Below are 22,542 nucleotides of genomic sequence, written 5' to 3' on the forward strand. Positions count from 1 at the left end.
AGGGCGCGGCGCGCGACGAGCACGTAGGCTCGGGCTACCGAAGCAATCGTCGTCGACAGCCAGGAGCGAACCCGTGATTCCCGGTGGTGGCCAGCCGAACATGCAGCAGCTGCTCCAGCAGGCCCAGAAGATGCAGCAGGACCTCGCCGCGGCCCAGGAGGAGCTCGCTCGGACCCCGGTCGAGGGCACGGCGGGCGGTGGCCTGGTGAAGGCCACGGTCACCGGTGCCGGCGAGCTCCAGGCACTGGTCATCGACCCCAAGGCCGTGGACCCGGAGGACACCGAGACCCTCGCGGATCTCGTCCTCGCCGCCGTGCGCGATGCCAACGCCACCGCACAGCAGCTGCAGCAGCAGAAACTGGGCCCGCTCGCCCAGGGCCTGGGCGGCGGCATCCCCGGTCTGCCGTTCTGACCCCCGGCGGCAGCGGACCGTCCCTGACCGGCGATCCGCGACCGCTGAAACACCCGTAAGCCGAAGAAGCGAAGAACCGAAGAAGGAGAATCCGATCCGTGTATGAAGGCGTGGTCCAGGACCTCATCGACGAGTTGGGCAGGCTGCCCGGCGTCGGTCCCAAGAGCGCGCAGCGGATCGCCTTCCACATCCTCCAGGCCGAGCCGGCCGACGTCCGCCGGCTCGCCCACGCACTGACCGAGGTCAAGGCGAAGGTCCGGTTCTGCGTGGTCTGCGGCAATGTGGCGCAGGAGGAGCGGTGCCGGGTCTGTTCGGACCCGCGCCGCGATCTCGCGGTGATCTGCGTCGTGGAGGAGTCCAAGGACGTCGTCGCAATCGAGCGGACGCGGGAATTCCGCGGTCGCTATCACGTGCTCGGCGGGGCGATCAGCCCCATCGAGGGCGTGGGCCCGGACGACCTGCGGATCCGTGAGCTGCTGGCGCGGCTCGCGGACGGCGCGGTCACCGAGCTGATCCTGGCCACCGACCCCAATCTTGAGGGTGAGGCCACGGCCACGTACCTCGCGCGCATGGTGAAGCCCATGGGTTTGAAGGTCACGAGGCTGGCCAGTGGTCTGCCTGTGGGTGGAGATCTGGAATATGCCGACGAGGTCACGCTCGGGCGTGCCTTCGAAGGGAGACGACTTCTCGATGTCTGACGCAACGCTTCACGACGCCAAGCGCGATCCGGACGATTTCGCGGTCCAGATCGCGGACTCGATCGAGAGCTTCATCGTGGCCGTCGCCGAGGTGTCCCGAGGCGACGAGCCCGACAGTGCTGTTCCCTTCCTGCTGCTGGAGCTCTCCCAGCTCATCCTGACCGGTGGTCGGCTGGGCGCCCACGAGGACTTCCTGCCGGACGAGCGGTACGAACCGGACGTGGGCCCGGAGCCGGACGTCGACGAACTGCGCGAGCGGTTCGCGCGGCTGCTGGACCCGGTCGACGTCTATTCGGAGGTGTTCGACCCGTACGTGCCGCGCAGCATGCCCGTGGCGTGCCGGATCTCGGACGACCTGGCCGACATCATCACCGACCTGCGGCACGGCATGGCGCACTACCGCGACGGCCGGGTCAGCGAGGCGCTGTGGTGGTGGCAGTTCTCCTACCTCTCCAACTGGGGTCCGACCGCCTCCGCCGCGCTGCGGGCGCTCCAGTCGCTCGTCGCGCACGTGCGTCTGGACCAGCCGCTGGACGAGCTGGGCGACCTGGACACGGACGACGCCGCGGCGGAGGAGCAGCTGGCCGAGGAGGCGGGCAAGGTCATGGCGGCCGAGATCGCGGGCCCGCTGGGGCTGCACTCGATCTGAGCCGTGAGTCGGCACCGCCCCTCGGCGTGTGACCTGGCTTACGTTCCCGTGTGCGCTCCGGCGATACGGGCAGGGACCGTCGCGGAACGGGCGCGGCCGGGTGCGACAGGGACGTCGCACGGCCTGCCGCGCCGGTCATGTGGTGAGCATGGTGTCTCACCATGTGATATTGGCGAGGTGGATTCGGCCTGCTCGTTAGACTGAGTCGACCTCATTACATATAGCTGCGAGGAGCGCACGTGGGCCTTGTCGTGCAGAAGTACGGAGGCTCCTCCGTTGCCGATGCCGAAGGCATCAAGCGGGTCGCCAAGCGAATCGTGGAAGCCAAGAAGAACGGCCACCAGGTGGTCGTCGTGGTTTCCGCGATGGGTGACACGACGGACGAGTTGATCGATCTCGCCGCGCAGGTTTCGCCGATCCCTGCCGGGCGCGAGTTCGACATGCTGCTGACCGCCGGAGAGCGAATCTCCATGGCGCTGCTGGCGATGGCGATCAAAAACCTCGGTCACGAGGCACAGTCGTTCACCGGGAGCCAGGCCGGAGTCATCACCGACTCGGTCCACAACAAGGCGCGGATCATCGATGTCACGCCGGGCCGCATCCAGCAGTCCGTCGACGCGGGCAACATCGCGATCGTGGCCGGATTCCAGGGTGTGTCCCAGGACAAGAAGGACATCACCACCCTGGGCCGCGGCGGTAGCGACACCACCGCCGTCGCGCTGGCCGCCGCGCTGAACGCCGAGGTGTGCGAGATCTACACCGATGTCGACGGGGTCTTCACCGCCGATCCGCGGGTCGTGAAGAAGGCCCGGAAGATCGAGTGGATCTCGTTCGAGGACATGCTGGAGCTGGCGAGCTCCGGGTCCAAGGTGCTGCTGCACCGCTGCGTCGAGTACGCACGCCGTTACAACATCCCGATCCACGTGCGCTCGTCCTTCTCGGGTCTCAAGGGCACATGGGTCAGCAACGAACCGCAAGGGGACCAGCCGATGGAGCAGGCGATCATCTCGGGGGTTGCCCACGACACGTCCGAGGCGAAGGTCACGGTCGTCGGGGTGCCGGACAAGCCGGGCGAGGCCGCGACGATCTTCCGCGCGATCGCGGACGCCGAGATCAACATCGACATGGTCGTGCAGAACGTCTCGGCCGCGTCCACCGGTCTGACCGACATCTCCTTCACGCTGCCGAAGACCGAGGGCCGCAAGGCCATCGCGGCGCTGGAGAAGACGAAGGCCGGCATCGGCTTCGACTCGCTGCGCTACGACGACCAGATCGCCAAGATCTCGCTGGTCGGCGCCGGGATGAAGACCAACCCCGGGGTCACGGCGACCTTCTTCGAGGCGCTGTCGAACGCCGGCGTGAACATCGAGCTGATCTCGACCTCCGAGATCCGCATCTCGGTGGTCACCCGTGCCGACGATGTGAACGAAGCGGTGCGCGCCGTGCACACGGCCTTCGGCCTGGACACCGAGAGCGACGAGGCGGTCGTCTACGGGGGCACCGGTCGATGACCGACGGCCATGCGGCCCGTACCGCGCGTACGGGCCGTAAGCCCACCCTCGCCGTCGTCGGCGCCACCGGTGCCGTCGGGACGGTCATGCTCGAGATCCTGTCGCAGCGCGAGGACGTCTGGGGCGAGATCCGTCTCGTCGCGTCCCCGCGCTCGGCGGGCCGGAAGCTGACGGTCCGGGGCGAGGAGGTCGAGGTCGTCGCGCTGAGCGAGGAGGCCTTCGAGGGCGTCGACGTCGCGATGTTCGACGTGCCCGACGAGGTCTCCGCGCGCTGGGCGCCGATCGCGGCCGCCAAGGGCGCGGTCGCCGTGGACAACTCCGGCGCCTTCCGGATGGATCCGGACGTGCCGCTGGTGGTGCCCGAGGTGAACGCGCACGCGGCGCGGATGCGGCCGCGCGGGATCATCTCCAATCCCAACTGCACCACCCTGTCGATGATCGTCGCGATGGGTGCCCTGCACGCCGAGTTCGGGCTGAGCGAGCTGATCGTCTCCTCGTACCAGGCGGCCTCCGGCGCGGGCAAGGACGGCGTCGACACCCTGCGCGCGCAGCTCGCGGCCGTCGTCGGCACGGAGCTGGGCACGCAGCCCGGCGATGTGCGGCGCGCGGTCGGCGACACGACGGGGCCGTTCCCGGCTCCGTTGGTGCTGAACGTCGTGCCGTGGGCCGGTTCGCTCAAGGAGGACGGCTGGTCCTCCGAGGAACTCAAGGTCCGCAACGAATCCCGCAAGATCCTCGGGCTGCCGGACCTGCGGGTCACCGCGACCTGTGTGCGGGTCCCGGTGATCACCACGCACTCGCTGACCGTGCACGCGCGGTTCGAGAACGAGGTGACGGTCGACCAGGCGCACGAGATCCTCTCCAACGCACCGGGGGTCGTGCTCTTCGACAATCCGGCGGAGGGCGAATTCCCCACGCCCGCCGACGTGGTGGGCACCGACCCCACGTGGGTCGGCCGGGTGCGGCGCTCGCTGGACGATCCGAAGGCGCTCGAACTCTTCGTCTGCGGCGACAATCTACGCAAGGGCGCGGCCCTCAATACCGCCCAGATCGCAGAAGTCGTGGCGGCGGAGCTGACGGCCCCGTAATACTTGGGGGACGTGTGAAGGTCCTGTGATCAAGTCGTTGGTCCGGACCTCTTGAACTGGGCAGACGATCTGTTCGACTATTCGCTCCCCGCCCACTGCAACCACAGCAGGGCGGGGAGCGTCTTTGTTGCCGTCTCTCGCGGCGGTACCAAAATCGGGGTATTCGGGAAGAGCTGGTACGCATGAGGGCATATGGCGCATCGTCATTCGGCGCGTCGTCAAACGCGGTGCCTTGCGCGTACAACCCTGACGGGGGGAAGCGTGTCCAACAGGCGTGGCAGAGGTCATCAGCATCGCAACCGCCCCGAGGCGGAGCAGCGCCGCAGCGCGCCCGCGTTCGCGCACGTCGGGCGGCATGCCGGTGATCGCCCCCTGGTCCGCCACCCGCCCGGCGCAGATTCCCCCGCAGCGTGGGGACGCTGACGAGGCGATGGCTGCGGGCACCACAGTCGACCACCTCACCGAGACCTACCGCGCCCATTACCGGTCGCTGCTCGGCCTCGCCGCCCTGCTCCTGGACGACACCGCCTCCTGTGAGGACGTGGTGCAGGAAGCCTTCATACGGGTGCATTCCGCACGCAATCGGGTCCGCGACCCGGAAAAGACCCTTGCCTATCTGCGGCAGACTGTCGTCAATCTGTCCCGCTCCGCGCTTCGCCGCCGCATTCTCGGGCTGAAGCTTCTCTCCAAGCCGATGCCCGATATGGCGAGCGCGGAAGAGGGCGCGTACGAACAGCTGGAGCGCGACCAATTGATTCAAGCGATGCGTGGACTGCAGCGCCGCCAGCGCGAGGTCCTGGTTCTGCGCTACTTCGCCGACATGACCGAGGTGCAGGTCGCCGAGACGCTGGGCCTTTCGCTCGGCTCGGTCAAGGCGTACGGCTCGCGGGGCATCGCGGCGCTGCGCGTGGCCATGGAGGCCCCGGCATGACCCACCACTTCCCGGACGGCCGCCGGAACCAGGACGTCCGTAAGGATCAGGAGCCCGGCCAGGAACAACAGCAGGACCAGGACTGTCGCATCGGTCAGGTGGGTCAGGTCGGTCAGGTGGGCCAGGTCAGCCAGGGTGACGGCGACGTGAGCGACGTCGACGAGCAGGCGCTGCGCCGGCTGCTGCACGGCGCCGTCGGCGACCTCGAGCCGTCCGCCGACGCACTGGAGCACCTGCGGCGTGCCGTCCCCGCCCGGCGTACGCGGCGTCGCCAGGTCGTCGTCGGCGTGGCGGCGGCCGTGATCCTCGGGGGTACGGCCATGCCCGCGCTGCTGCGCGTCGCCACCACCGGTGGCACCGCCGACGACCGTCCGGCCAACGCCGCGAGCAGCCAGCAGACCGAGGAGGGCACCGCCGAGGGGTGGCGCAGCGGCGGCGGCGAGGGCGAGGAGCCCGAGGAGCGCTCCTCCCACCCGGCGGACCGCAAGGACGAGGAGCACAAAGAGGAGCGCAAGGGAGAGGACGCGCGCCCCGAGAGCCACGCGGGCGGCGCCACCGGCGGCCCCCTCCCCGGCCCCACCAGCACCCTCGCCGCAACCTCGCCGACCTGCGACCGCAACCAGCTCGGCAACGGCGCGGGCAGTGTCGGCGCGGCCGACCGTGAAGGCCGCGTCTACGGCTCCTTCCGCGTCGTCAATGTCTCCCACGCCGTGTGCACGGTGGGCGGCCCGGGCGCAGTCGACGTCACCGGGCAGGGCAGCGCCAACACCTCCCGCGTCTCCGTCGTGGACCACACGGCAGGTGACGCCGCGACCGGGCTGCCCGACCCGTCCACCGAGCCCAGCGAGGTGATCCTCCAGCCCGGCCAGGCCTACGAGGTGAAGTTCGCCTGGGTTCCGGCGTCCGGCGGCGGGCCGAGCGGCTGCGCCAGCGACGGCGGGGGCGGCGCATCCCCGTCGCCCGTCGCGAGTAACCCCCCGGCATCCGGCACCACGGCCATGGACCAGCCGACGGGCCAGGACACCCCCGAGCCGAAGCCGCCGGCGAGCGTCGTGGTCAGCCACACCCCGGACACCGGTGAGCCCGCCGCTGCGGACGCGAAGATCAACGATGCCTGCGCCGGCACGGTCTACCGCACCGGTCCGCTCGCCACCAAGCCGTAGGCCGCGGCGCTGCGGGCCCGGTTCGAGGTCGAGCGCGGGGTTCCTCCGGAGCGGGCCGGGCGGACCCGGAGGGCCTGCCCCGGCTGGGCCGGGCCCGGGGAGCGGGCGTCACCGCGGTCCGGGGAACGCCGGCGGGCCCGACTGAGCGTTCCGGCCCGGCCCGGAACGGGAGGGGCCGGTGCCGCCCTGGGGACCGGTGCCCGTACCGTGGTGGTGTGTATCGGTTCCTGCTGACTCCCCGCTGGTGGGGGATCAACGTCTTCGCCGTGCTGGCCATCCCCGTGTGTCTGTTCATGGGCAGCTGGCAGCTCGGCCGCTTCGAGTCGCGCGTCGACTCGCACCGCGAACAGCAGACGCAGGCCGACAGCGCCCGCACCGCCGCTGCCGAGCCGCTGCGCGGTCTGCTGCCGGTGAGCACCGAGACCTCCGGCCGCCAGGCCACCGCGACCGGCCGCTATGACACCGCGCACCAGCTGCTCGTACCGGACCGTGAGCTCGAGGACCGCAAGGGCTTTTACGTCCTGACCCTCCTGCGGACCGACGGTGGCAAGGCCCTGCCCGTCGTGCGGGGCTGGCTGCCCGGCGACGCGAGTTCCCGGGCCGACGCCGCCAAGGTGCCGGCCCCGCCCGCCGGCCACGTCACCGTGACGGGCGCGCTCCAGTCCTCGGAGACCGTCGGCTCCAATGGCGTACGGGCGGGCGGCGGCCTGCCCCAGGGACAGGTCGGTGTGATCAGCGCGGCTTCGCTGGTCAACCTCGTGCCGTACCAGGTGTACGACGCGTGGATCACTGCCCCCAAGGCGTCGGGCGCCATGATCCCGGTGCCCCCGTCCGCTGCTCCCGGCAGCGGCCTCGACCTCAAGGCCTTCCAGAACCTCGGCTACACGGGCGAGTGGTTCGCCGTCGCCGGCTTCGTCGTCTTCATGTGGTTCCGGCTGTTCCGCCGGGAGACGGAAGCCGCCCGGGACCTGGCGCTCGGCATCACCCCCGAGGTCCCGAACGGTTCGGATCGCCCGGACGGTCCGGACGGCTCAGATGGCGCTCCGCAAAAGCGATCTCCAGCCGAAGCTGCTTGATCCGCTCCTCCACCACCAGCGAGCCGTGCCCCGCGTCATAGCGGTACACCTCGTGCGGATGGCCCCGCTCCGCGAGCCGGTCCACGTAGTTCTCGACCTGCTGGATCGGGCAGCGGGGGTCATTCATGCCCGCGGAGATGTAGACCGGGGCCCGGACGTCGTCGACGTACGTCAGCGGTGACGACGCGGCGTAACGCTCCGGAACCTCCTCGGGGGTGCCGCCCAGCAGGGTGCGGTCCAGAGCCTTCAGCGCCTCCATCTCGTCGTGATAGGCCGTCACATAGTCAGCCACGGGGACCGCCGCGAGCCCCAGTGCCCAGGCGTCCGGCTGGGTGCCGAGGCCCAGCAGCGTCAGGTATCCGCCCCACGAGCCGCCCGCCAGGACCAGTCGGTCCGGGTCCGCGAGTCCGCTCGCCACGGCCCAGTCCCGTACCGCAGCGATGTCTTCCAGCTCGATCAGCCCTACCCGGTGCTTGAGCGCGTCCGTCCACGCCCGGCCGTAGCCGGTCGAGCCGCGGTAGTTCACCCGCACGACCGCGAAGCCGTGGTCCACCCAGGCCGCCGGACCCGCGGCGAAGGCATCGCTGTCGTGCCAGGTCGGACCGCCGTGGATGTCGAAGACGGTCGGGAACGGCCCCTCGCCCGCGGGCTTCTGCACCAGCGCGTGCACATCACCGCCAGGCCCCGGCACCCACGCGTCGCTGACCGGCACCGAGTCCGGGGCGCTGCCGACGCCGTGGGCCGGCGCGGGCGGGTCCAGCACGACCCGCCCGCTCGTGGACCGCACCACCGGCGGCTTCGCGGCCGAGGACCACAGGAACTCCACGGTCCCGTCCGGACGCGGCAGCGCCCCGGACACCGTGCCCTCCGGTGTCTCCAGTCGGGTCAGCTCGCCGCTTCCCAGCTCGTACCGCCACAGCTCGCTGCGCGCCTGATAGCTGTGCTCGATCAGCAGGGCGGAGCCGTCCGGATACCAGTCCGCCCCCAGGTCACCGGGCAGCTCGACGGCGAGCGTCGTCTCCTCGCCCGTCACCGGGTCCCACAGCAGGGGCTCCCAGCGGCCGCGCCGCTGGTGCCCGATGAGCAGCCGGGAGTCCCCGTCGACCGGCGCGAAGCCCATGGCGGACAGGCCCAGTTCCTCGGTGCCGCCCCGGGTGTCGTCCAGCTCGGCGACGGCTGTGCCGTCCACCCGGACAACACGGATCGCTGAGTGCATGGCGTCGCCGTGCTCGGTGTGCTCGATCGCGATCAGCGTGCCGTCGTGGGACAGGTCACCGACGCCTGCGGATTCCGCGTGACGGTAGATCTCCACGGGCTCGGCGCCGGGCCGCACGACGTGGATCGTCGAGCCGCCCTTGTCCGTGGACCGCCCCACGACGGCCGTGCCGTCCCGGCCGAGGGCGAGCCCCTCGGGGTAGGAGGGATCGAGGCCGGGCGTCGCGGGCTCGTCCTGTCCGCCGTGGAAGGGCTGCCGCATCCAGACGCCGAACTCGTCGCCGTCCTTGTCCGAGAACCACCAGATCCACTCGCCGTCCGGGGACAGCAGGCCGCCCGTCGTGCCGTTCGGCCGGTCGGTCGCCTGCCGCTGCGCACCCGTCGCCCGGTCCCATGCGTACAGCTCGAACGTGCCCGTCACGTTCGACGTGAACAGCGACCGGTCCGGGGCGTCCTCCGCCCACCTCGGCAGCCCTACCCGCGGCGCCCGGAAGCGCCTCTCCCAATCCGGCATGGACCCGTCGGCCCCCATGGACCCGTCGCCCCGCTGGGGCCCGTTGCTCTCAGTCATGCCCCCCATTCTGCGCCGAACGGGCGACAACGTGCCCGGAGCTGCCACAGCCTGTGGATAACTCCTCGCCGTCGGTCCGCGCCGTCCCGCGCCGACCGGTGAGGGAGCGCCCTGCGGGGGCCTCCGCGGCAACGCTAACGGCCCCGGCACGTACATACCGGGGCCGCCCTTCCGGGTCGTTGCACGTGAGAGTGCGCGAACCCACCTCAAATGCTACGCCTGGGGAGGTTTGCCTGCATATAGTCCTATACGACCGCGGAAGCAGCCTCGTCAGTCGCGCTTCTCTTCCTCGGCCTCCATGAGCCGAATGCCCTGGTGCGTCAGGGTGACCATCGCGGGCGTATTGCCCGTCGTCCAGTCGACCTCGATCAGACCTTCGCCGACAAGGTAGGTGCAGGCGGCAGCCAGGTCTTCTTCGTGGACATCTAGATCATCGCGCAGTTTTGCCCCGGTGACGCCCAGCAGACGATTTCCCTCAGTGGTTTCGTACAGGGCCTGCAGGACCATCTCGCGGTATTTCTTCCGCTCGCGCAGTGTTGCCATCTCTGCCGCCTTCTCCACGCTCGGCATCGGCGTTTGAGCTCGTGAAACCGTCGGCCATACGGCCCTGCCGCGCCGTGCCCAGGCCTCGTCGCCCGGGCTGGAGCGACGGCTGCCGGGCCCTTTCACTCTACCTCGGCCGCTCCTCCGGTCGGCCTTCCCGAACACGTCTGACCAGCCCTTTTCTCGTTCTCAAGGTCGAATTGAGCGGACGGGCCCGCATGCCGCCCGCAGAGTAAAGTGTGAAACCATCGAGGGCATTCCGCTTGCGGCAACCACACCGACGACGCCATCGGCGCGCGGCGTATGCCGACCCCGCAGACGGGCGAATCCATCATGGCCGACTCTGAATTCCCGGACCTTCCCAAGCTTCTGCCGGACGCTATTCACCGGGGCGTGAAACCCGGGACAGCTCTCTTGAGACTGGAGACGACACACTCGCGTGCGGGGATTCTGGACGGTGCGTGGTGGCCGCGCTCCCGCGATATCCGTACCGAACTCCCCGGCCTGATCATGGCGTTGACCGAGCACCTCGGCCCCATCGCGCGTGTGGGCCTGGACGCGAGCGCCTGGGACGAACTCCCGACGCGCCTCGTCGTCGATGGCCAGGTCGTGCACATCGACTCCTTCCCGGCCGGTGACGACACGGTTCTCATCACCCGGGGCGACAACGACCACTTCTCCGTGCTGGTGATCCCGCCGCAGGCGACGCCGGACGCGGCACGCGCCGCGATGGCCCGGGCGGTGCGGGTCGGCAACGTCACCGAGGCCGAACAGATCCTCATCGACACCGGCACCCATCCGGCCCGCCCGAGTCACACGGAAACGCCGTGGCCGGGCCCGGGAGGCGAGGCCGGGGAGTGACGCTCGCCCGAGCCCGCCGTCGACGCTGTCAGCGGAGGGAAAACCGGTGCAGCGCAGGCCCGTATTTCGGGGCGGTGGCGGAGTACGCTCGGTTTACCGAGAATTCTTCGCGCACCGGCTTCACGCAGGTGCCGTTCTCGGCGAGCCACCAGTCCGGGCGGACGCAAGACACGCCCGGAGACGGGTCCGTGTCATGACGGCGACCAGCACCCCCACGACGTCCACGATCGAGAGCGCGCCGTCGCTACCCGTGCGCCTGTTCCTCAACCCGGCGGCCACCCGTCCAGGCCCGGTGGACGGAGCCTGGTGGCCTTACTCCCGCGACCTCACCTGTGAACTCCCCGCCCTGGCCGTCGCCTTGGACCTGCCCTGGGGGCGCATCACCCGCGTCGCGGTGAACCCCGTCCACTGGCCCGTCATCCCCGGCAAGGTCCCCGTGGGCAGACGGGTGGTGCACGTGGGCTGGTTCGCCGAGCAGGACCCCCATGACCTGCTGTTGCTCTCCTTCCACGTCGGTCGCTGGGACCTCCTGGTGATCCCTCCGGAGACCGCTCCCGACACCGCCGCCCGGCTGATGGCCGCGGCCGGAGACCCCTGCAACCGCCTCACGGCGAGCGGCCTCATGGCCGCAGCGCGGGACAACAGCACAGGTGAGACGGCTTGGGAATCCGAGGGCGGGCACGGCCCAGCCGGCACGTCGCCGGCGACGGACTCACCAGTACCTCGGCACCCGGAGGCATGACCTCCTCGGTCACTCTCGCCGCCGTGGCGACGATGCCCCCAACGATCGCCCTGGGAGACATTCGTGATCTATCTGCTCAACGGACAGCACACCCGACGCGCGGAGGCCTCTCCGTACGAACGCCATGTACCGGAATCCCGCGATGGTTCCGACCTTGGTGAGCGCCGGGACCACCGGGACGGCGGCCGCGGTCGACGGCGTCCGCGCCGTCGGCTCCGCAGCAGGGCGCGCACCCGGAACCAGGCATGACCCGCGAACGCCCGGCGGCGCCCGCGCCCGGGCAGACGCTGCCCGCCGCCGGCCTCGCGGAGGTCCGGATCATCGCCGCGTCCCCCGAAACGGCACGGCGGATCGCCGAAGCACTCCGCCTCCGCTTCGCCGCCACCGAACCGCGCGGTTACGGCGCCGGCGACGGCGGCACCAGGCTCCACCTCACCGTGGACACCGTCCACGCTCCCGAGATCCTCGGGCCGTTCAGGCCCCGCCTGGTCACCGACCAACCGCGCCGCGACGAGAACTGAAAGGCCCACCACGTGACCGGCATCATGAGCGATCCGGTCATCGCCCGGCAGCAGGCAATCTTGCTCGAAGAGATCTCGCGGCTGGGCGGTCACTCCAGTACGGCGGTGACGGAGGTGGTCTACCGGAAGCAGATTCGTCCGGTGATCCAGACGGGAGCGGTCACGATGGACGGCATCTACCCGGAGCGCTGGTCACTCAGATAGTCACGCAGAAAAAGCCAGAAGCAGTGCACCATGTGGTGCACTGCTTCTGACCTGCTACTCAGCTGTCGGGGTGGCGGGATTTGAACCCACGACCTCTTCGTCCCGAACGAAGCGCGCTGCCAAGCTGCGCTACACCCCGATGTGCCCCCGAGTTTCCGCTTTCGCAGCTCCCCGGCGCAACGAGCTCTACTTTAGCGGACCCGGGCCCGGAGACGAAATCCGATTCCCGGGGCCGCTCGCGCGGGGCTCAGTCGCGCGCGGTCAGGGTGAGCAGGGTGGCCTCGGGCGGGCACGCGAAGCGGACCGGCGTGTAGCGGTTCGTGCCGCAGCCCGCGGAGACATGGAGGTAGGACCGGTTGCCGCCGGCCCGGTGGGTGGAGAGGCCCTTCACGCGCTTCGTGTCGATGTCGCAGTTGGTGACGAGAGCGCCGTAGAAGGGGATGCAGAGCTGGCCGCCGTGTGTGTGCCCGGCGAGGATCAGCGGGTAGCGGTCGGCGGTGAAGGCGTCGAGCACCCGCAGGTAGGGGGCGTGGACGACGGCGAGCGAGAAGTCGGCGTCCTCGCGCGGACCGCCCGTGACGTGTGCGTACCGGTCGCGCTTGATGTGAGGGTCGTCGAGGCCGGTCAGGGCGATCTCATAGCCATCGATCTTGAGGCTGCCCCGGGTGTTGGTGAGGTTGACCCAGCCCGCGCAGTCGAAGCCGTCGCGCAGGTCCTCCCACGGGTTGTGGATCGCGGCGACCGCGGGGGCGTTGCCGTTCAGCCCGTGCCGGCCGCTGGCCTTCTCCAGCAGGTAGCGGGCGGGGTTGCGCAGCTTGGGCCCGTAGTAGTCGTTGGAGCCGAAGACGTAGGCGCCGGGGAACTCCATCAGCGGGCCGAGGGCGTCGAGCGTCTCGGGCACGCCCTCCGGATCGGAGAGGTTGTCGCCGGTGTTGATGACGAAGTCCGGGCGCAGCCCGGCCAGCGACTGGAGCCAGCGCTGCTTCTTGCGCTGCCCGCCGACCATGTGGATGTCGGAGACCTGGAGGACCCGCAGTGGCCTCATGCCTCGCGGCAGCACGGGTACGGTGACCCGCCGCAGCCGGAAGGAGCGGACTTCGAAGCCGGCGGCATAGGCAATGCCGACGGCGCCGACGGCCGTGATTCCCAGGGGTACTCCGTATCGCGCGCGCATGCCGCCCATGGTCGCAGACCGCAGGGGGCGCCGGGTCACGGGCCGGGGGCAAAGCGGGAGTTGCCGGGGGCGCGGGGCGGTCGCCGGGCGGTTGTGGGGGAGTGGGGTTTCCTTGGCCGGGCCCTCGCAGGCCCCTTCATGGGCGTCCTCACCGGCCGCCCCCGGCCGTTAATGCGAAGCGCACGCGTGGGCCGGGTGCGAAGATTGCGCCATGACCACCCTCAAGTCCAAGCTCCACGATGACCTCACGACCGCCATCAAGGCGCGCGACGAGCTGCGCTCCTCGACGCTCCGCCTCACCCTCTCCGCGATCGCGTACGAGGAGACCGCGGGCAAGTCCGCCCGTGAGCTCTCCGACGACGAGGTGCAGAAGGTGATCACGCGCGAGGCCAAGAAGCGTCGCGAGGCGGCCGAGGCCTTCGACAAGGGCGGCCGGGCCGATTCGGCCGAGCGGGAGCGCGCGGAGGGCGAGGTGCTCGCCGAGTACCTGCCCCAGCAGCTGACGGACGAGGAGCTGGCGACGATCGTGGCGGCCGCGGTGGCGGAGGCCCAGGCCGGCGGCGCCGAGGGGCCCCGTGCGATGGGCGCGGTCATGAAGATCGTGAACCCGCAGGTGGCGGGCCGCGCCGAGGGCGGCCGGGTCGCCGCCCAGGTGAAGAAGCTCCTCGCGGGCTGATCGCCGGATACCTACGTCAAGAGGGGGGGGGGGGGGGGGGGGGGGGGGGGGGGAGGGGTTGTGGGGGGGGGGGGGGGGGGGGGGGGGGGGGGGGGGGGGGGGGGGGGGGGGGGGGTATACCCCCCCACCCCCACCCCCCCCCCCCCCCCCCCCACCCCCCCCCCCCCCCTCCCCCCCCCCCCCCCCCCCCCCCCCCCCCCCCCCCCCCCCCCCCCCCCCCCCCCCCCCCCCCCTCTGTGCTGGTGGGCTTGGCCCGTGGATCCCGCGGGGATGCTCGCGGGATTCCTGCGGGCTATCGCCCGTCGTTGCCGCCGATGACGCCCGGCGGGATGGAGAACCGGGGCCACGGCTTGTTCTTGCCGGGCTTGTTCGGCTTGTTGGGCTTGCCCCGGCCGCCCTTGTCCGAGCCCTTGGGCTTCTCGGGCTCGGCGATCGCGACGGTGTCGAAGGTCGGCGCGGGCTTGCCCTCCAGCGCCCCGGCCATGGCGTCACGCCAGATGGGGCCCGGGGTGTCACCGCCGTAGACCTTGTCGTGGTACTCGCCGCCGATGGTGATGCCCTCCATCTCGACGTCCTTGCCCGGGCCGCCGACCCAGACCGCACCGGCCATGTTCGGGGTGTAGCCGACGAACCAGGCGGCCTTGCGCTCGTCCGTCGTACCGGTCTTGCCGGCGCTGTCCCGGCCGGAGAGTCCGGCCTCCTTGCCCGTGCCGTCCTCGACCACACCCTTGAGCAGGGTGTTGACGGTGTCGGCGGTCTCCTCGGACATGGCCCGGGAACAGTGCGACTTCGGCACGTTCAGGCTCTTGCCGTTCGGACCGGTGGCGGAGCCGATGAGGACGGGGGTGCAGTACTTCCCGCCGTTGGCGAACGCGGCGTAGGCGGCCGCCATCTTGAGCGGGGACATGCCCTGCGTACCGAGGGCGATCGACGGCACCTGGTCGATCTTCGCGCCGGACGCGGGCTTCAGGCCCAGCTTCGTGGCCATCTTCGTCACCGGGCAGACGCCGATGTCGCCGATCATCTGAATGAAGTAGGTGTTGACCGACTTCCCCGTCGCCTCCCGCATCCCGTACGGGCCGACCTCACTGCGGTTCTCGTTGCTGACCATGTCGCCCCCGCCGTTCTTCCAGGGGCGGCCGCAGGTCTCGACCTCGTCCGGGTAGGGCATCTGGTACGGCGACGAGTAGACCTTGTTGGGCGAGATGCCCTCTTCCAGGGCGGCCGCCGCGAGGATGGGCTTGAAAGTCGAGCCGGTCTGGAAACCGAAGTTCGACCCGCTCATGGCCTTGTCGGCCGAGAGGTTGATCTGCGTCTGGAACTCGCCGAAGCCGTACGGGCGGGACTGCCCCATGCCGAGCACCTTGCCGGTGCCGGGCTCGACGATGGAGACGGCGGTGGCCACCGGGTCCGACTGGTAGACGTGGTCGGTGATCGACTTCTGCGCGGACTTCTGGGTCTGCGGGTCCAGGGTCGTCCGGATCGTCATGCCGCCCTGGTTCCACCGCTTGGCCCGCGCCTCCTTCGTCTTGCCGAAGACGGGGTCCTGCAGGAACACCTCGCGCACGTAGTCGCAGAAGAAGCCGGCGCCGTTGACGGCGGTGATGCAGCCGCTCTTGGGACGGCTGATCTTGAGCTTGAGCGGCTTGGCCTGGGCCGCCGCGGCCTCGGCCGGGGTGATGTTCTTCGTCTCGGCCATGCGCTGCAGCACGATGTTGCGGCGCTTGGTGGCTTCCTTCGGGGCGTTGACCGGGTCGAAGCGGCTCGGCGACTGGACGATGCCGGCCAGCAGCGCGGACTCGTCGAGGGTCAGGTCCTTGGCCCGCTTGCTGAAGTAGCGCTGGGCGGCGGCCTCCACGCCGTAGGACTGCTGCCCGAAGAAGGTGATGTTCAGGTAGTTGTTGAGGATGCGCTCCTTGCCGAGTTCCTTCTCGACCTGGATGGCGTACTTCAGCTCCTTGACCTTGCGGCCGATGGTTTGCTGAGTGGCGACGGCGACCTTGGCCGGGTCGTCGCCCGCTTCCTCGACGAAGACGTTCTTGACGTACTGCTGGGTGAGCGTCGAGGCGCCTTCGGAGACGCCGCCGGACTGCGCGTTCTTGTTGAGCGCGCGGAGCACGCCCTTGAGGTCCACGGCGCCGTGCTCGTAGAAGCGGGCGTCCTCGATCGCGACGATCGCCTTCCGCATGTACGGCGAGATCTGACTCAGCGGCACGACTGTGCGGTCGCGGGAGTACACCTTCGCTATCTCGCCGCCCTGGGCGTCGAGGATGGTGGTGCGCTGGCTCAGGGGCGGGGTTTTGAGATTGGCCGGGATCTCGTCGAATCCTTCGACGGACTCCTTGGCAGCCAGCCCCATCGCCCCGATGGCCGGCAGGGCCAGACCCGCCAGGACCGCTCCGGAGAGCACGCTGACGCCTAGGAATTTCGCGGCCTGCCGGGTCACGGTGGGGCCCTCGCCCGAGCGCTTCTTAGCCATAGGAGGAAGCCTACGTTCTCATTCGGCGGACAGACGCCTGTGTGTTCGCCTACGCTGTTTCACGCCAGTAACTGTGGTGCGGTTCCGCATCACCGCCGCTCTCACTCTTGTGAGTGATGAGACGTGTCCGTATTGCCGCCTGTGTTACCGGGTGCCCGCCGCGACAAGGGTGGATCGCCCCGGTGTGCGGGGGTTGGTCGCTGATGTCGCCAGGTCACTCCGTTGGGTGATCTGCCGCGTACGCATAGTCCGTTCGGGCCATTCAAGATTGGGCCCGAAGGGGGTGTTGCCCCCTGCCTGCCTTCCGTAACGTCCTCAACTGGCAACGGTGAATATGCCGCTGCCGCCGTGGGGGAGCCTCGATTCGGGAGAGGACGGCGCCAGCATGAGCTGGGTAACCGACTGGAGTGCGCAGGCAGCCTGCCGCACTACCGATCCGGATGAACTATTCGTTCAGGGCGCAGCGCAGAACAGGGCCAAGGCGGTCTGCACCGGGTGTCCGGTGCGTACGGAGTGTCTGGCCGACGCGCTGGACAACCGTGTGGAGTTCGGCGTGTGGGGTGGGATGACCGAGCGCGAGCGGCGGGCGCTGCTGCGCCGTCGGCCCACGGTCACGTCGTGGCGCCGGCTCCTGGAGACGGCCCGTACGGAGTACGAGCGCGGTTCCGGAATCCTGCCGCTGGGCGACGAGGAGTACGACGAGTACGCCGCCGTCGGGTAGCCGACGGCGCCTGTGCCGGTGCCCGTGCCCATGGAGGTACCGGCGTCGGTCGCGATTGCGCGCACGCCGACGTTCTTCGGTGACGTCGAGCGGTGACGTCGGGCTGTCGTCAGCGGTGACGTCGCGCGTGGTGGCACCCGGGCAGTCGTCCGGTGCCGACGATGCCGGTGCCGTGCCGACTCGGTACCGGGGCGCGTCCGCGCTTCTCGCTGCGTGTTTCTCACGGCGCTCTGAGCGCCGCCGTGCCCTAGGGATCTCCTGACGTGCCCTAGGGGCTTTCTCCTACAGGCTCTTGGTGTCCTTGCCGTCGGCGGTGGCCTCTGCAGGGGCGGCGTCGTGCCGGGCCGACTGGACCGCGAGACGTTCACCGATCGCCCGCAGGCCTGCCAGATCGTGTACATCTCCGGGCAGGGCAGCCACCTCGGCCACAGGGACCTCGGGGTGCAGCGAAGTGAAGCGGTCGCGCGTACGACGCTCACGGGTGAGGACCTGTATGCGCTCGGCGTGCAGGCGCAGCAGTCCCGCGGTGAGGCGCGCGGTGGAGTCCGTGGACGGCGCGGGTGGTGCGGGGTCTCCAGAGGGCGCGGGCTGGGGGGAGCCGCTCCCGGGAGAGGAGGTGTCGGAGGGAGTGCGGGTGCCGGGGTCATCGGCGGTACGTGACCCAGTCTGCCCGCTGTCTCGATCCACAATGCCGACGCCATCAAGATTTTCTGAGGAATCCGGGGTGCGCGAGACTCCCGAGCCGTCCGCCAGGGCCTGCGCGGCGGCCAGGGCCCGCTCGGCCGAGAGTCGGGCCGCCCCGCTGCCGTGGACCCGGTTCAGTACGAGCCCGGCCAGCGGCATCCGTTCGGCGGCCAGCCGTTCGACGAAGTAGGCCGCTTCCCGGAGGGCGTCCCGCTCCGGGGCGGCGACGACCAGGAAAGCCGTGCCGGGGGCCTGGAGCAGCCGGTAGGTGGCGTCCGCGCGGGTACGGAAGCCTCCGAACATGGTGTCCATGGCGGAGACGAAGGTCTGTACGTCCCGCAGGAGCTGTCCCCCCATCAGCTTGTTGAGCGGGCCGCTCATCATCGACATGCCGACGCCCAGGAACTTCATCCCGGCCCGGCCGCCGATCTTCGCCGGCGTCATCAGGACCTTGATGAACTTCCCGTCCAGGAAGGACCCCAGGCGGCTCGGCGCGTCGAGGAAGTCGAGCGCGGAGCGGCTCGGCGGGGTGTCGACGACGATCAGGTCCCACTCGTCGCGGGCGCGCAGCTGGCCGAGCTTCTCCATGGCCATGTACTCCTGCGTACCGGCGAAGCCGGCCGACAGGGACTGGTAGAAGGGGTTCTCCAGGATCGCCCGGGCGCGCTCCTTGTCGGCATGCGTCTCGACGATCTCGTCGAACGTCCGCTTCATGTCGAGCATCATGGCGTGCAGTTCGCCACCGGCGGAGGTGTCAATTCCGGTTACTGGGCGGGGCACGTTGTCGAGTTCGTCGATGCCCATCGACTGGGCCAGCCGACGGGCCGGGTCGATGGTGAGGACGACGACCTTCCGGCCGCGCTCGGCGGCCCGTACGCCCAGCGCGGCGGCGGTCGTGGTCTTGCCGACGCCGCCCGAACCGCAGCACACCACGATGCGGGTGCGGGGGTTGTCCAGGACCGGGTCGATGTCGAGGACGGACGCCGGGTCGAGGCCGTTCGCCCAAGCGCCGGCCGCCCCCGCCGTGGCCGCGTCCCCTGCGGTGACAGTCACCGAGCCACTCCTTGCTTCCGCAGTTCGCGTGCCATGCGGTACAGACCCGCCAGATGCACGCCGTCGCCGAGCAGTTCCAGTTCGTATGTGGGGAGGCCGAGCCCGGATATCTCGGCGCGGCCGCGTCGCTCCAGGGCGACCCGTTCGGTGTGCTCGCGGGCCTGCTCGACCAGCGGGTCGACCAGCTGCTCGACGAGGCCGGCACGGTCCGCCGCGGCGAACCCGGTCTGGGCCAAGGCCTCCGACAGCGCTCGCGCCACGGCCGCGCGCCGACCATTGGCGGCGACGTCGACGGATGCCGCGTCGAGTATTTCCGGCCGCACCATATTGATCACCACGCTGCCCACCGGCAGCTTCGCGGCGCGCAGTTCGGCGATGCCGTCGACGGTCTCCTGGACGGGCATCTCCTCCAGCAGCGTCACCAGGTGCACCGCCGTCTCCGGGGACTTCAGCACCCGCATGACGGCCTGCGCCTGATGGTGGATCGGGCCGATCCGGGCCAGCCCCGCCACCTCGTCGTTGACGTTGAGGAAGCGGGTGATGCGGCCGGTGGGCGGGGCGTCCATGACGACGTGGTCGTAGACGAAGTTGCCCAGGCGGTCCTTGCGGCGCACCGCCTCGCACGCCTTGCCCGTCAGCAGGACGTCCCGCAGTCCGGGCGCGATGGTTGTCGCGAAATCGATCGCGCCGAGCTTCTTCAGCGCCCGCCCGGCGCTGCCGAGCTTGTAGAACATCTGGAGGTAGTCCAGGAGCGCGCGCTCGGCGTCGATGGCGAGCGCGAAGACCTCGCCCCCGCCACCCGGCGCTACCGCGATCTTGCGTTCCTCATAGGGCAGCGCCTCCGTCTCGAAGAGCTGCGCGATGCCCTGTCTGCCTTCGACCTCGACCAGCAGGGTGCGCTTGCCCTCGGCGGCGAGGGCGAGCGCGAGGGCAGCGGCGACCGTGGTCTTGCCGGTGCCGCCCTTGCCGCTTACGACATGGAGCCTGCTCATGATTCGGAGCCTAACCAGTCCCCGAGCGGGCTACGCACGAGGCTGTCGGTGTGAGGCATTACAGTCGGGCCCATGACCAAGTGGGAATACGCGACTGTGCCGCTGCTCGTCCATGCGACCAAGCAGATTCTGGACACCTGGGGCGAGGACGGCTGGGAGCTCGTCCAGGTCGTGCCGGGGCCGAACAACCCCGAGCAGCTGGTGGCCTACCTCAAGCGGGAAAAGGCGTGAGCGCCGTCGAGGCCCGGCTCGCCGAGCTGGGCCTGACCCTGCCGGACGTCGTGCCGCCGCTGGCCGCGTACCAGCCCGCCGTGCGGACGGGTGACTACGTCTACACCGCCGGTCAGCTGCCCATGGTCAAGGGCTCCGTGCCCGCGACCGGCAAGGTCGGCGCCGAGGTCAGCGCGGAGCAGGCCAAGGAGCTGGCGGCCGTCTGCGCGCTCAACGCCCTGGCCGCCGTGAAGTCGGTCGTCGGCGACCTCGACAAGATCGTGCGCGTGGTCAAGGTCGTGGGCTTCGTCGCCTCCGCCCCGGACTTCACCGCACAGCCGGGTGTCCTCAACGGCGCCAGTGAGCTGCTGGGCGAGGTCCTGGGCGACAAGGGCGTGCACGCGCGCTCCGCAGTCGGCGTCACGGTGCTGCCGCTGGACGCGCCGGTCGAGGTCGAGATCCTGGTGGAAGTACGGGACTGACCGCGGGAGGGGTCCCGAGCGGTCCCCTCGAACATCCGCGCGTGAGCGCATAGCATCCGGCCATGTCGACTTCGAACGGCCAGTGGTACCCGCCGGAGTGGCCGGACCGGATCAGAGCGCTCACCCGCGGGGAGTTCCAGCCCGCAGCGCCCCGCCGCGCCGCGACCGTACTGCTGGTGCGTGACACCACCGGCGGCCCGACCGTTCATATGCTGCGCAGACGCGCCTCCATGGCTTTCGCCGGAGGCGCGTACGCGTATCCGGGGGGTTCCGTGGACCCCCGTGACGAGCGGGACGTGCCCTGGGCCGGGCCCTCACGCACCGAGTGGGCCCGCCGTCTCGGCGTCGACGCCGCCACCGCCCAGGCCATCGTCTGCGCCGCCGTCCGCGAGACCTTCGAGGAAGCGGGCGTGCTGCTGGCGGGCCCGACGCCGGAGTCGGTCGTCGCGGACACCACCGGCGCCGACTGGGAGGCCGACCGGGCGGCGCTCGTCACCCGCGAGCTGTCCTTCGCGGACTTCCTCGACCGGCGCGGTCTGGTGCTGCGCAGCGATCTCCTCGGGGGCTGGGCGCGCTGGATCACCCCGAAGTTCGAACCGCGCCGCTATGACACCTGGTTCTTCGTCGCGGCGCTCCCCGAGGGCCAGCGCACCCGCAACGCGTCCACGGAGGCGGACCATACCGTCTGGGCCGCCCCTGCCGACGCGGCCGCCGGCTACGACCGGGGCGAGCTGCTGATGATGCCGCCGACCATCTCCACGCTGCGCGCGCTCCTGCCGTACGGGACCGTCGCCGAAGTCCTGACGGCGGCGCGCGAGGCGGACCTCACACCCGTGCTCGCGCAAGCCCGCCTCGTCGAGGGCGAGATCGTGTTGAGCTGGCCGGGACACGACGAATTCACCAAACACATCTCCTCAGGGGCCGACGCATGACGTTCGCAGCAGCTCTTCCCGGCAAGCCGCGCGAGGGCGCCATCGGCGGCCCCGCGACCGCCCGCGCGGTCTGCGTGCTGGCTTCCAACCCGTCCGCCATGACGCTCGACGGCACCAATACCTGGATCGTCTCCGAACCCGACTCCGACCTGGCCGTCGTCATCGACCCGGGGCCGCTGGACGACACCCACCTGCGGGCCGTCATCGCCACGGCCGAGTCGGCGGGCAAGCGCATCGCGCTGACGCTGCTCAGCCACGGTCACCCCGACCACTCGGACGGCGCCGGGCGCTTCGCCGAGCTGACCGGTACGTCCGTACGGGCGCTGGATCCCGCGCTGCGCCTCGGCGGCGAGGGACTCGGCGTGGGCGATGTCATCACCACGGGCGGCCTGGAGCTGCACGTCCTGTCCACTCCGGGGCACACCGCCGACTCCCTGTGCTTCCACCTGCCCGCCGACCGGGCGGTCCTCACGGGGGACACCGTCCTGGGACGCGGCACCACGGTCGTCGCCCACCCCGACGGGCGGCTCGGCGACTACCTGGACTCGCTGCGCCGACTGCGCTCGCTCGCGGTCGACGAGGACGTGGTCACGGTGCTACCCGGCCACGGGCCCGTGCTCGACGACGCCCGGGGCGCCATCGAGTACTACCTGGCCCACCGCGCCAAGCGCCTCGCCCAGGTCGAGACCGCGGTCGAGAACGGTCACGGCACCCCGGAGGAGGTCGTCGCCCATGTCTACGCGGACGTCGACCGCTCGCTGTGGCCCGCGGCGGAACTCTCGGTGCGGGCGCAATTGGACTACCTCGGCGAGCACGGGCTGATCTGACCGAGCCGGAGCCGAACGGGCCATCGGACCTGCCCATGAACCACAGGGCAGAGCTCCGGCGGCGTACAGGTTGATCTGAGGGCCCGACGGGCGCCCGGTGGCTCCCGGGTACGCGAAAGCCCCTGCC

24 protein-coding genes and 1 tRNA gene are annotated in these 22,542 nt (G+C 70.5%); 18 read left to right on the forward strand and 7 right to left on the reverse strand.

Annotation, left to right across the window (positions count from 1 at the left end; genetic code table 11):
• Positions 1–73 precede the first annotated feature (73 nt).
• From ACZ53N_RS05180 to ACZ53N_RS05215, 8 genes are all read left to right on the forward strand, one after another.
• Positions 74–412 carry a YbaB/EbfC family nucleoid-associated protein gene (locus tag ACZ53N_RS05180; RefSeq protein WP_390146656.1) on the forward strand — a complete coding sequence of 113 codons (339 nt, stop codon included), beginning with the start codon at positions 74–76 and terminating at the stop codon, positions 410–412.
• A gap of 98 nt (positions 413–510) precedes the next feature.
• Positions 511–1,110, forward strand: coding sequence for a recombination mediator RecR (gene recR, locus ACZ53N_RS05185; protein ID WP_469139602.1), 600 nt, complete (start codon positions 511–513; stop codon positions 1,108–1,110).
• Positions 1,103–1,759, forward strand: a complete 657-nt coding sequence (locus tag ACZ53N_RS05190) for a DUF5063 domain-containing protein (RefSeq protein WP_469139603.1) — start codon at positions 1,103–1,105, stop codon at positions 1,757–1,759. The genes recR and ACZ53N_RS05190 overlap by 8 nt, the downstream gene beginning before the upstream one ends.
• 239 nt (positions 1,760–1,998) lie before the next feature.
• Complete coding sequence (locus ACZ53N_RS05195) at positions 1,999–3,270, forward strand: aspartate kinase (protein ID WP_469139604.1); 1,272 nt, start codon at positions 1,999–2,001, stop codon at positions 3,268–3,270.
• On the forward strand, positions 3,267–4,358 hold the full coding sequence (locus ACZ53N_RS05200) for an aspartate-semialdehyde dehydrogenase (protein WP_469139605.1): 1,092 nt from the start codon (positions 3,267–3,269) through the stop codon (positions 4,356–4,358). Before ACZ53N_RS05195 ends, ACZ53N_RS05200 begins: the two co-directional genes overlap by 4 nt.
• 355 nt (positions 4,359–4,713) lie before the next feature.
• Positions 4,714–5,289 (forward strand): SigE family RNA polymerase sigma factor, encoded by a 576-nt coding sequence (locus ACZ53N_RS05205; RefSeq protein ID WP_242626134.1) that lies wholly within the window; start codon positions 4,714–4,716, stop codon positions 5,287–5,289.
• A complete protein-coding gene (locus ACZ53N_RS05210) occupies positions 5,286–6,452 on the forward strand; it encodes a hypothetical protein (protein ID WP_469139606.1) in 1,167 nt (388 codons plus the stop codon). The genes ACZ53N_RS05205 and ACZ53N_RS05210 overlap by 4 nt, the downstream gene beginning before the upstream one ends.
• Before the next feature lie 215 nt (positions 6,453–6,667).
• On the forward strand, positions 6,668–7,528 hold the full coding sequence (locus ACZ53N_RS05215; RefSeq protein ID WP_469139607.1) for an SURF1 family protein: 861 nt from the start codon (positions 6,668–6,670) through the stop codon (positions 7,526–7,528).
• Here the strand turns inward: ACZ53N_RS05215 and ACZ53N_RS05220 are convergent.
• Both ACZ53N_RS05220 and ACZ53N_RS05225 read right to left on the reverse strand, forming a co-directional pair.
• A complete protein-coding gene (locus ACZ53N_RS05220; RefSeq protein ID WP_469139608.1) occupies positions 7,434–9,314 on the reverse strand; it encodes a S9 family peptidase in 1,881 nt (626 codons plus the stop codon). The two genes, ACZ53N_RS05215 and ACZ53N_RS05220, sit on opposite strands and share 95 nt — an antisense overlap.
• Positions 9,315–9,584: 270 nt before the next feature.
• A complete protein-coding gene (locus ACZ53N_RS05225) occupies positions 9,585–9,857 on the reverse strand; it encodes a hypothetical protein (protein ID WP_469139818.1) in 273 nt (90 codons plus the stop codon).
• A gap of 333 nt (positions 9,858–10,190) precedes the next feature.
• Here ACZ53N_RS05225 and ACZ53N_RS05230 point away from each other — a divergent pair, with 333 nt between their 5' ends.
• The 4 genes from ACZ53N_RS05230 (at position 10,191) to ACZ53N_RS05245 (ending at position 12,185) form a co-directional block, all read left to right on the forward strand.
• The gene (locus tag ACZ53N_RS05230) at positions 10,191–10,718 is read left to right on the forward strand and encodes a DUF5994 family protein (protein ID WP_469139609.1); all 528 of its coding nucleotides are present in this window, start codon (positions 10,191–10,193) and stop codon (positions 10,716–10,718) included.
• Between the two features lie 193 nt (positions 10,719–10,911).
• Positions 10,912–11,460 carry a DUF5994 family protein gene (locus ACZ53N_RS05235; RefSeq protein WP_469139610.1) on the forward strand — a complete coding sequence of 183 codons (549 nt, stop codon included), beginning with the start codon at positions 10,912–10,914 and terminating at the stop codon, positions 11,458–11,460.
• Between the two features lie 245 nt (positions 11,461–11,705).
• Entirely contained in the window at positions 11,706–11,981 is a 276-nt protein-coding gene (locus tag ACZ53N_RS05240; RefSeq protein WP_469139611.1) for a hypothetical protein, read from the forward strand.
• A gap of 12 nt (positions 11,982–11,993) precedes the next feature.
• The gene (locus ACZ53N_RS05245) at positions 11,994–12,185 is read left to right on the forward strand and encodes a hypothetical protein (protein ID WP_469139828.1); all 192 of its coding nucleotides are present in this window, start codon (positions 11,994–11,996) and stop codon (positions 12,183–12,185) included.
• Between the two features lie 65 nt (positions 12,186–12,250).
• Here ACZ53N_RS05245 and ACZ53N_RS05250 read toward each other — a convergent pair.
• Together ACZ53N_RS05250 and ACZ53N_RS05255 are read right to left on the reverse strand one after the other, a co-directional pair.
• Positions 12,251–12,324, reverse strand: a tRNA-Pro gene (locus ACZ53N_RS05250).
• A 108-nt stretch (positions 12,325–12,432) separates the two neighbouring features.
• Positions 12,433–13,359 (reverse strand): metallophosphoesterase, encoded by a 927-nt coding sequence (locus tag ACZ53N_RS05255; protein WP_391027595.1) that lies wholly within the window; start codon positions 13,357–13,359, stop codon positions 12,433–12,435.
• Between the two features lie 211 nt (positions 13,360–13,570).
• Here ACZ53N_RS05255 and ACZ53N_RS05260 point away from each other — a divergent pair, with 211 nt between their 5' ends.
• Positions 13,571–14,035 carry a GatB/YqeY domain-containing protein gene (locus ACZ53N_RS05260; RefSeq protein WP_356451378.1) on the forward strand — a complete coding sequence of 155 codons (465 nt, stop codon included), beginning with the start codon at positions 13,571–13,573 and terminating at the stop codon, positions 14,033–14,035.
• 292 nt (positions 14,036–14,327) lie between these two features.
• Here ACZ53N_RS05260 and ACZ53N_RS05265 read toward each other — a convergent pair whose 3' ends face one another.
• Positions 14,328–16,514 carry a transglycosylase domain-containing protein gene (locus ACZ53N_RS05265; RefSeq protein WP_469139612.1) on the reverse strand — a complete coding sequence of 729 codons (2,187 nt, stop codon included), beginning with the start codon at positions 16,512–16,514 and terminating at the stop codon, positions 14,328–14,330.
• A gap of 385 nt (positions 16,515–16,899) precedes the next feature.
• On the opposite strand from ACZ53N_RS05265, the gene ACZ53N_RS05270 reads away from it, so the two are divergent.
• Positions 16,900–17,235 (forward strand): WhiB family transcriptional regulator, encoded by a 336-nt coding sequence (locus ACZ53N_RS05270; protein ID WP_184739076.1) that lies wholly within the window; start codon positions 16,900–16,902, stop codon positions 17,233–17,235.
• A gap of 282 nt (positions 17,236–17,517) precedes the next feature.
• Here the strand turns inward: ACZ53N_RS05270 and bagB are convergent, their stop codons facing one another.
• Complete coding sequence (gene bagB, locus ACZ53N_RS05275) at positions 17,518–18,972, reverse strand: ATPase BagB (RefSeq protein WP_469139613.1); 1,455 nt, start codon at positions 18,970–18,972, stop codon at positions 17,518–17,520.
• Positions 18,969–19,964: an ATPase BagA gene (bagA, locus tag ACZ53N_RS05280; RefSeq protein WP_469139614.1), complete on the reverse strand. Its 996-nt coding sequence runs from the start codon at positions 19,962–19,964 to the stop codon at positions 18,969–18,971. The genes bagB and bagA overlap by 4 nt, the downstream gene beginning before the upstream one ends.
• Before the next feature lie 72 nt (positions 19,965–20,036).
• Here bagA and ACZ53N_RS05285 point away from each other — a divergent pair, with 72 nt between their 5' ends.
• The 4 genes from ACZ53N_RS05285 to ACZ53N_RS05300 all read left to right on the forward strand — a co-directional run bounded on the left by ACZ53N_RS05285 (position 20,037) and on the right by ACZ53N_RS05300 (position 22,415).
• Positions 20,037–20,195 (forward strand): DUF4177 domain-containing protein, encoded by a 159-nt coding sequence (locus ACZ53N_RS05285; protein ID WP_003967454.1) that lies wholly within the window; start codon positions 20,037–20,039, stop codon positions 20,193–20,195.
• A complete protein-coding gene (locus tag ACZ53N_RS05290; RefSeq protein ID WP_469139615.1) occupies positions 20,192–20,656 on the forward strand; it encodes a RidA family protein in 465 nt (154 codons plus the stop codon). Before ACZ53N_RS05285 ends, ACZ53N_RS05290 begins: the two co-directional genes overlap by 4 nt.
• A 62-nt stretch (positions 20,657–20,718) precedes the next feature.
• On the forward strand, positions 20,719–21,588 hold the full coding sequence (locus tag ACZ53N_RS05295; RefSeq protein ID WP_469139616.1) for an NUDIX hydrolase: 870 nt from the start codon (positions 20,719–20,721) through the stop codon (positions 21,586–21,588).
• A complete protein-coding gene (locus ACZ53N_RS05300; RefSeq protein WP_469139617.1) occupies positions 21,585–22,415 on the forward strand; it encodes an MBL fold metallo-hydrolase in 831 nt (276 codons plus the stop codon). The genes ACZ53N_RS05295 and ACZ53N_RS05300 overlap by 4 nt, the downstream gene beginning before the upstream one ends.
• Positions 22,416–22,542: the final 127 nt, after the last annotated feature.

This window comes from Streptomyces sp. NPDC033229 (assembly GCF_055576875.1).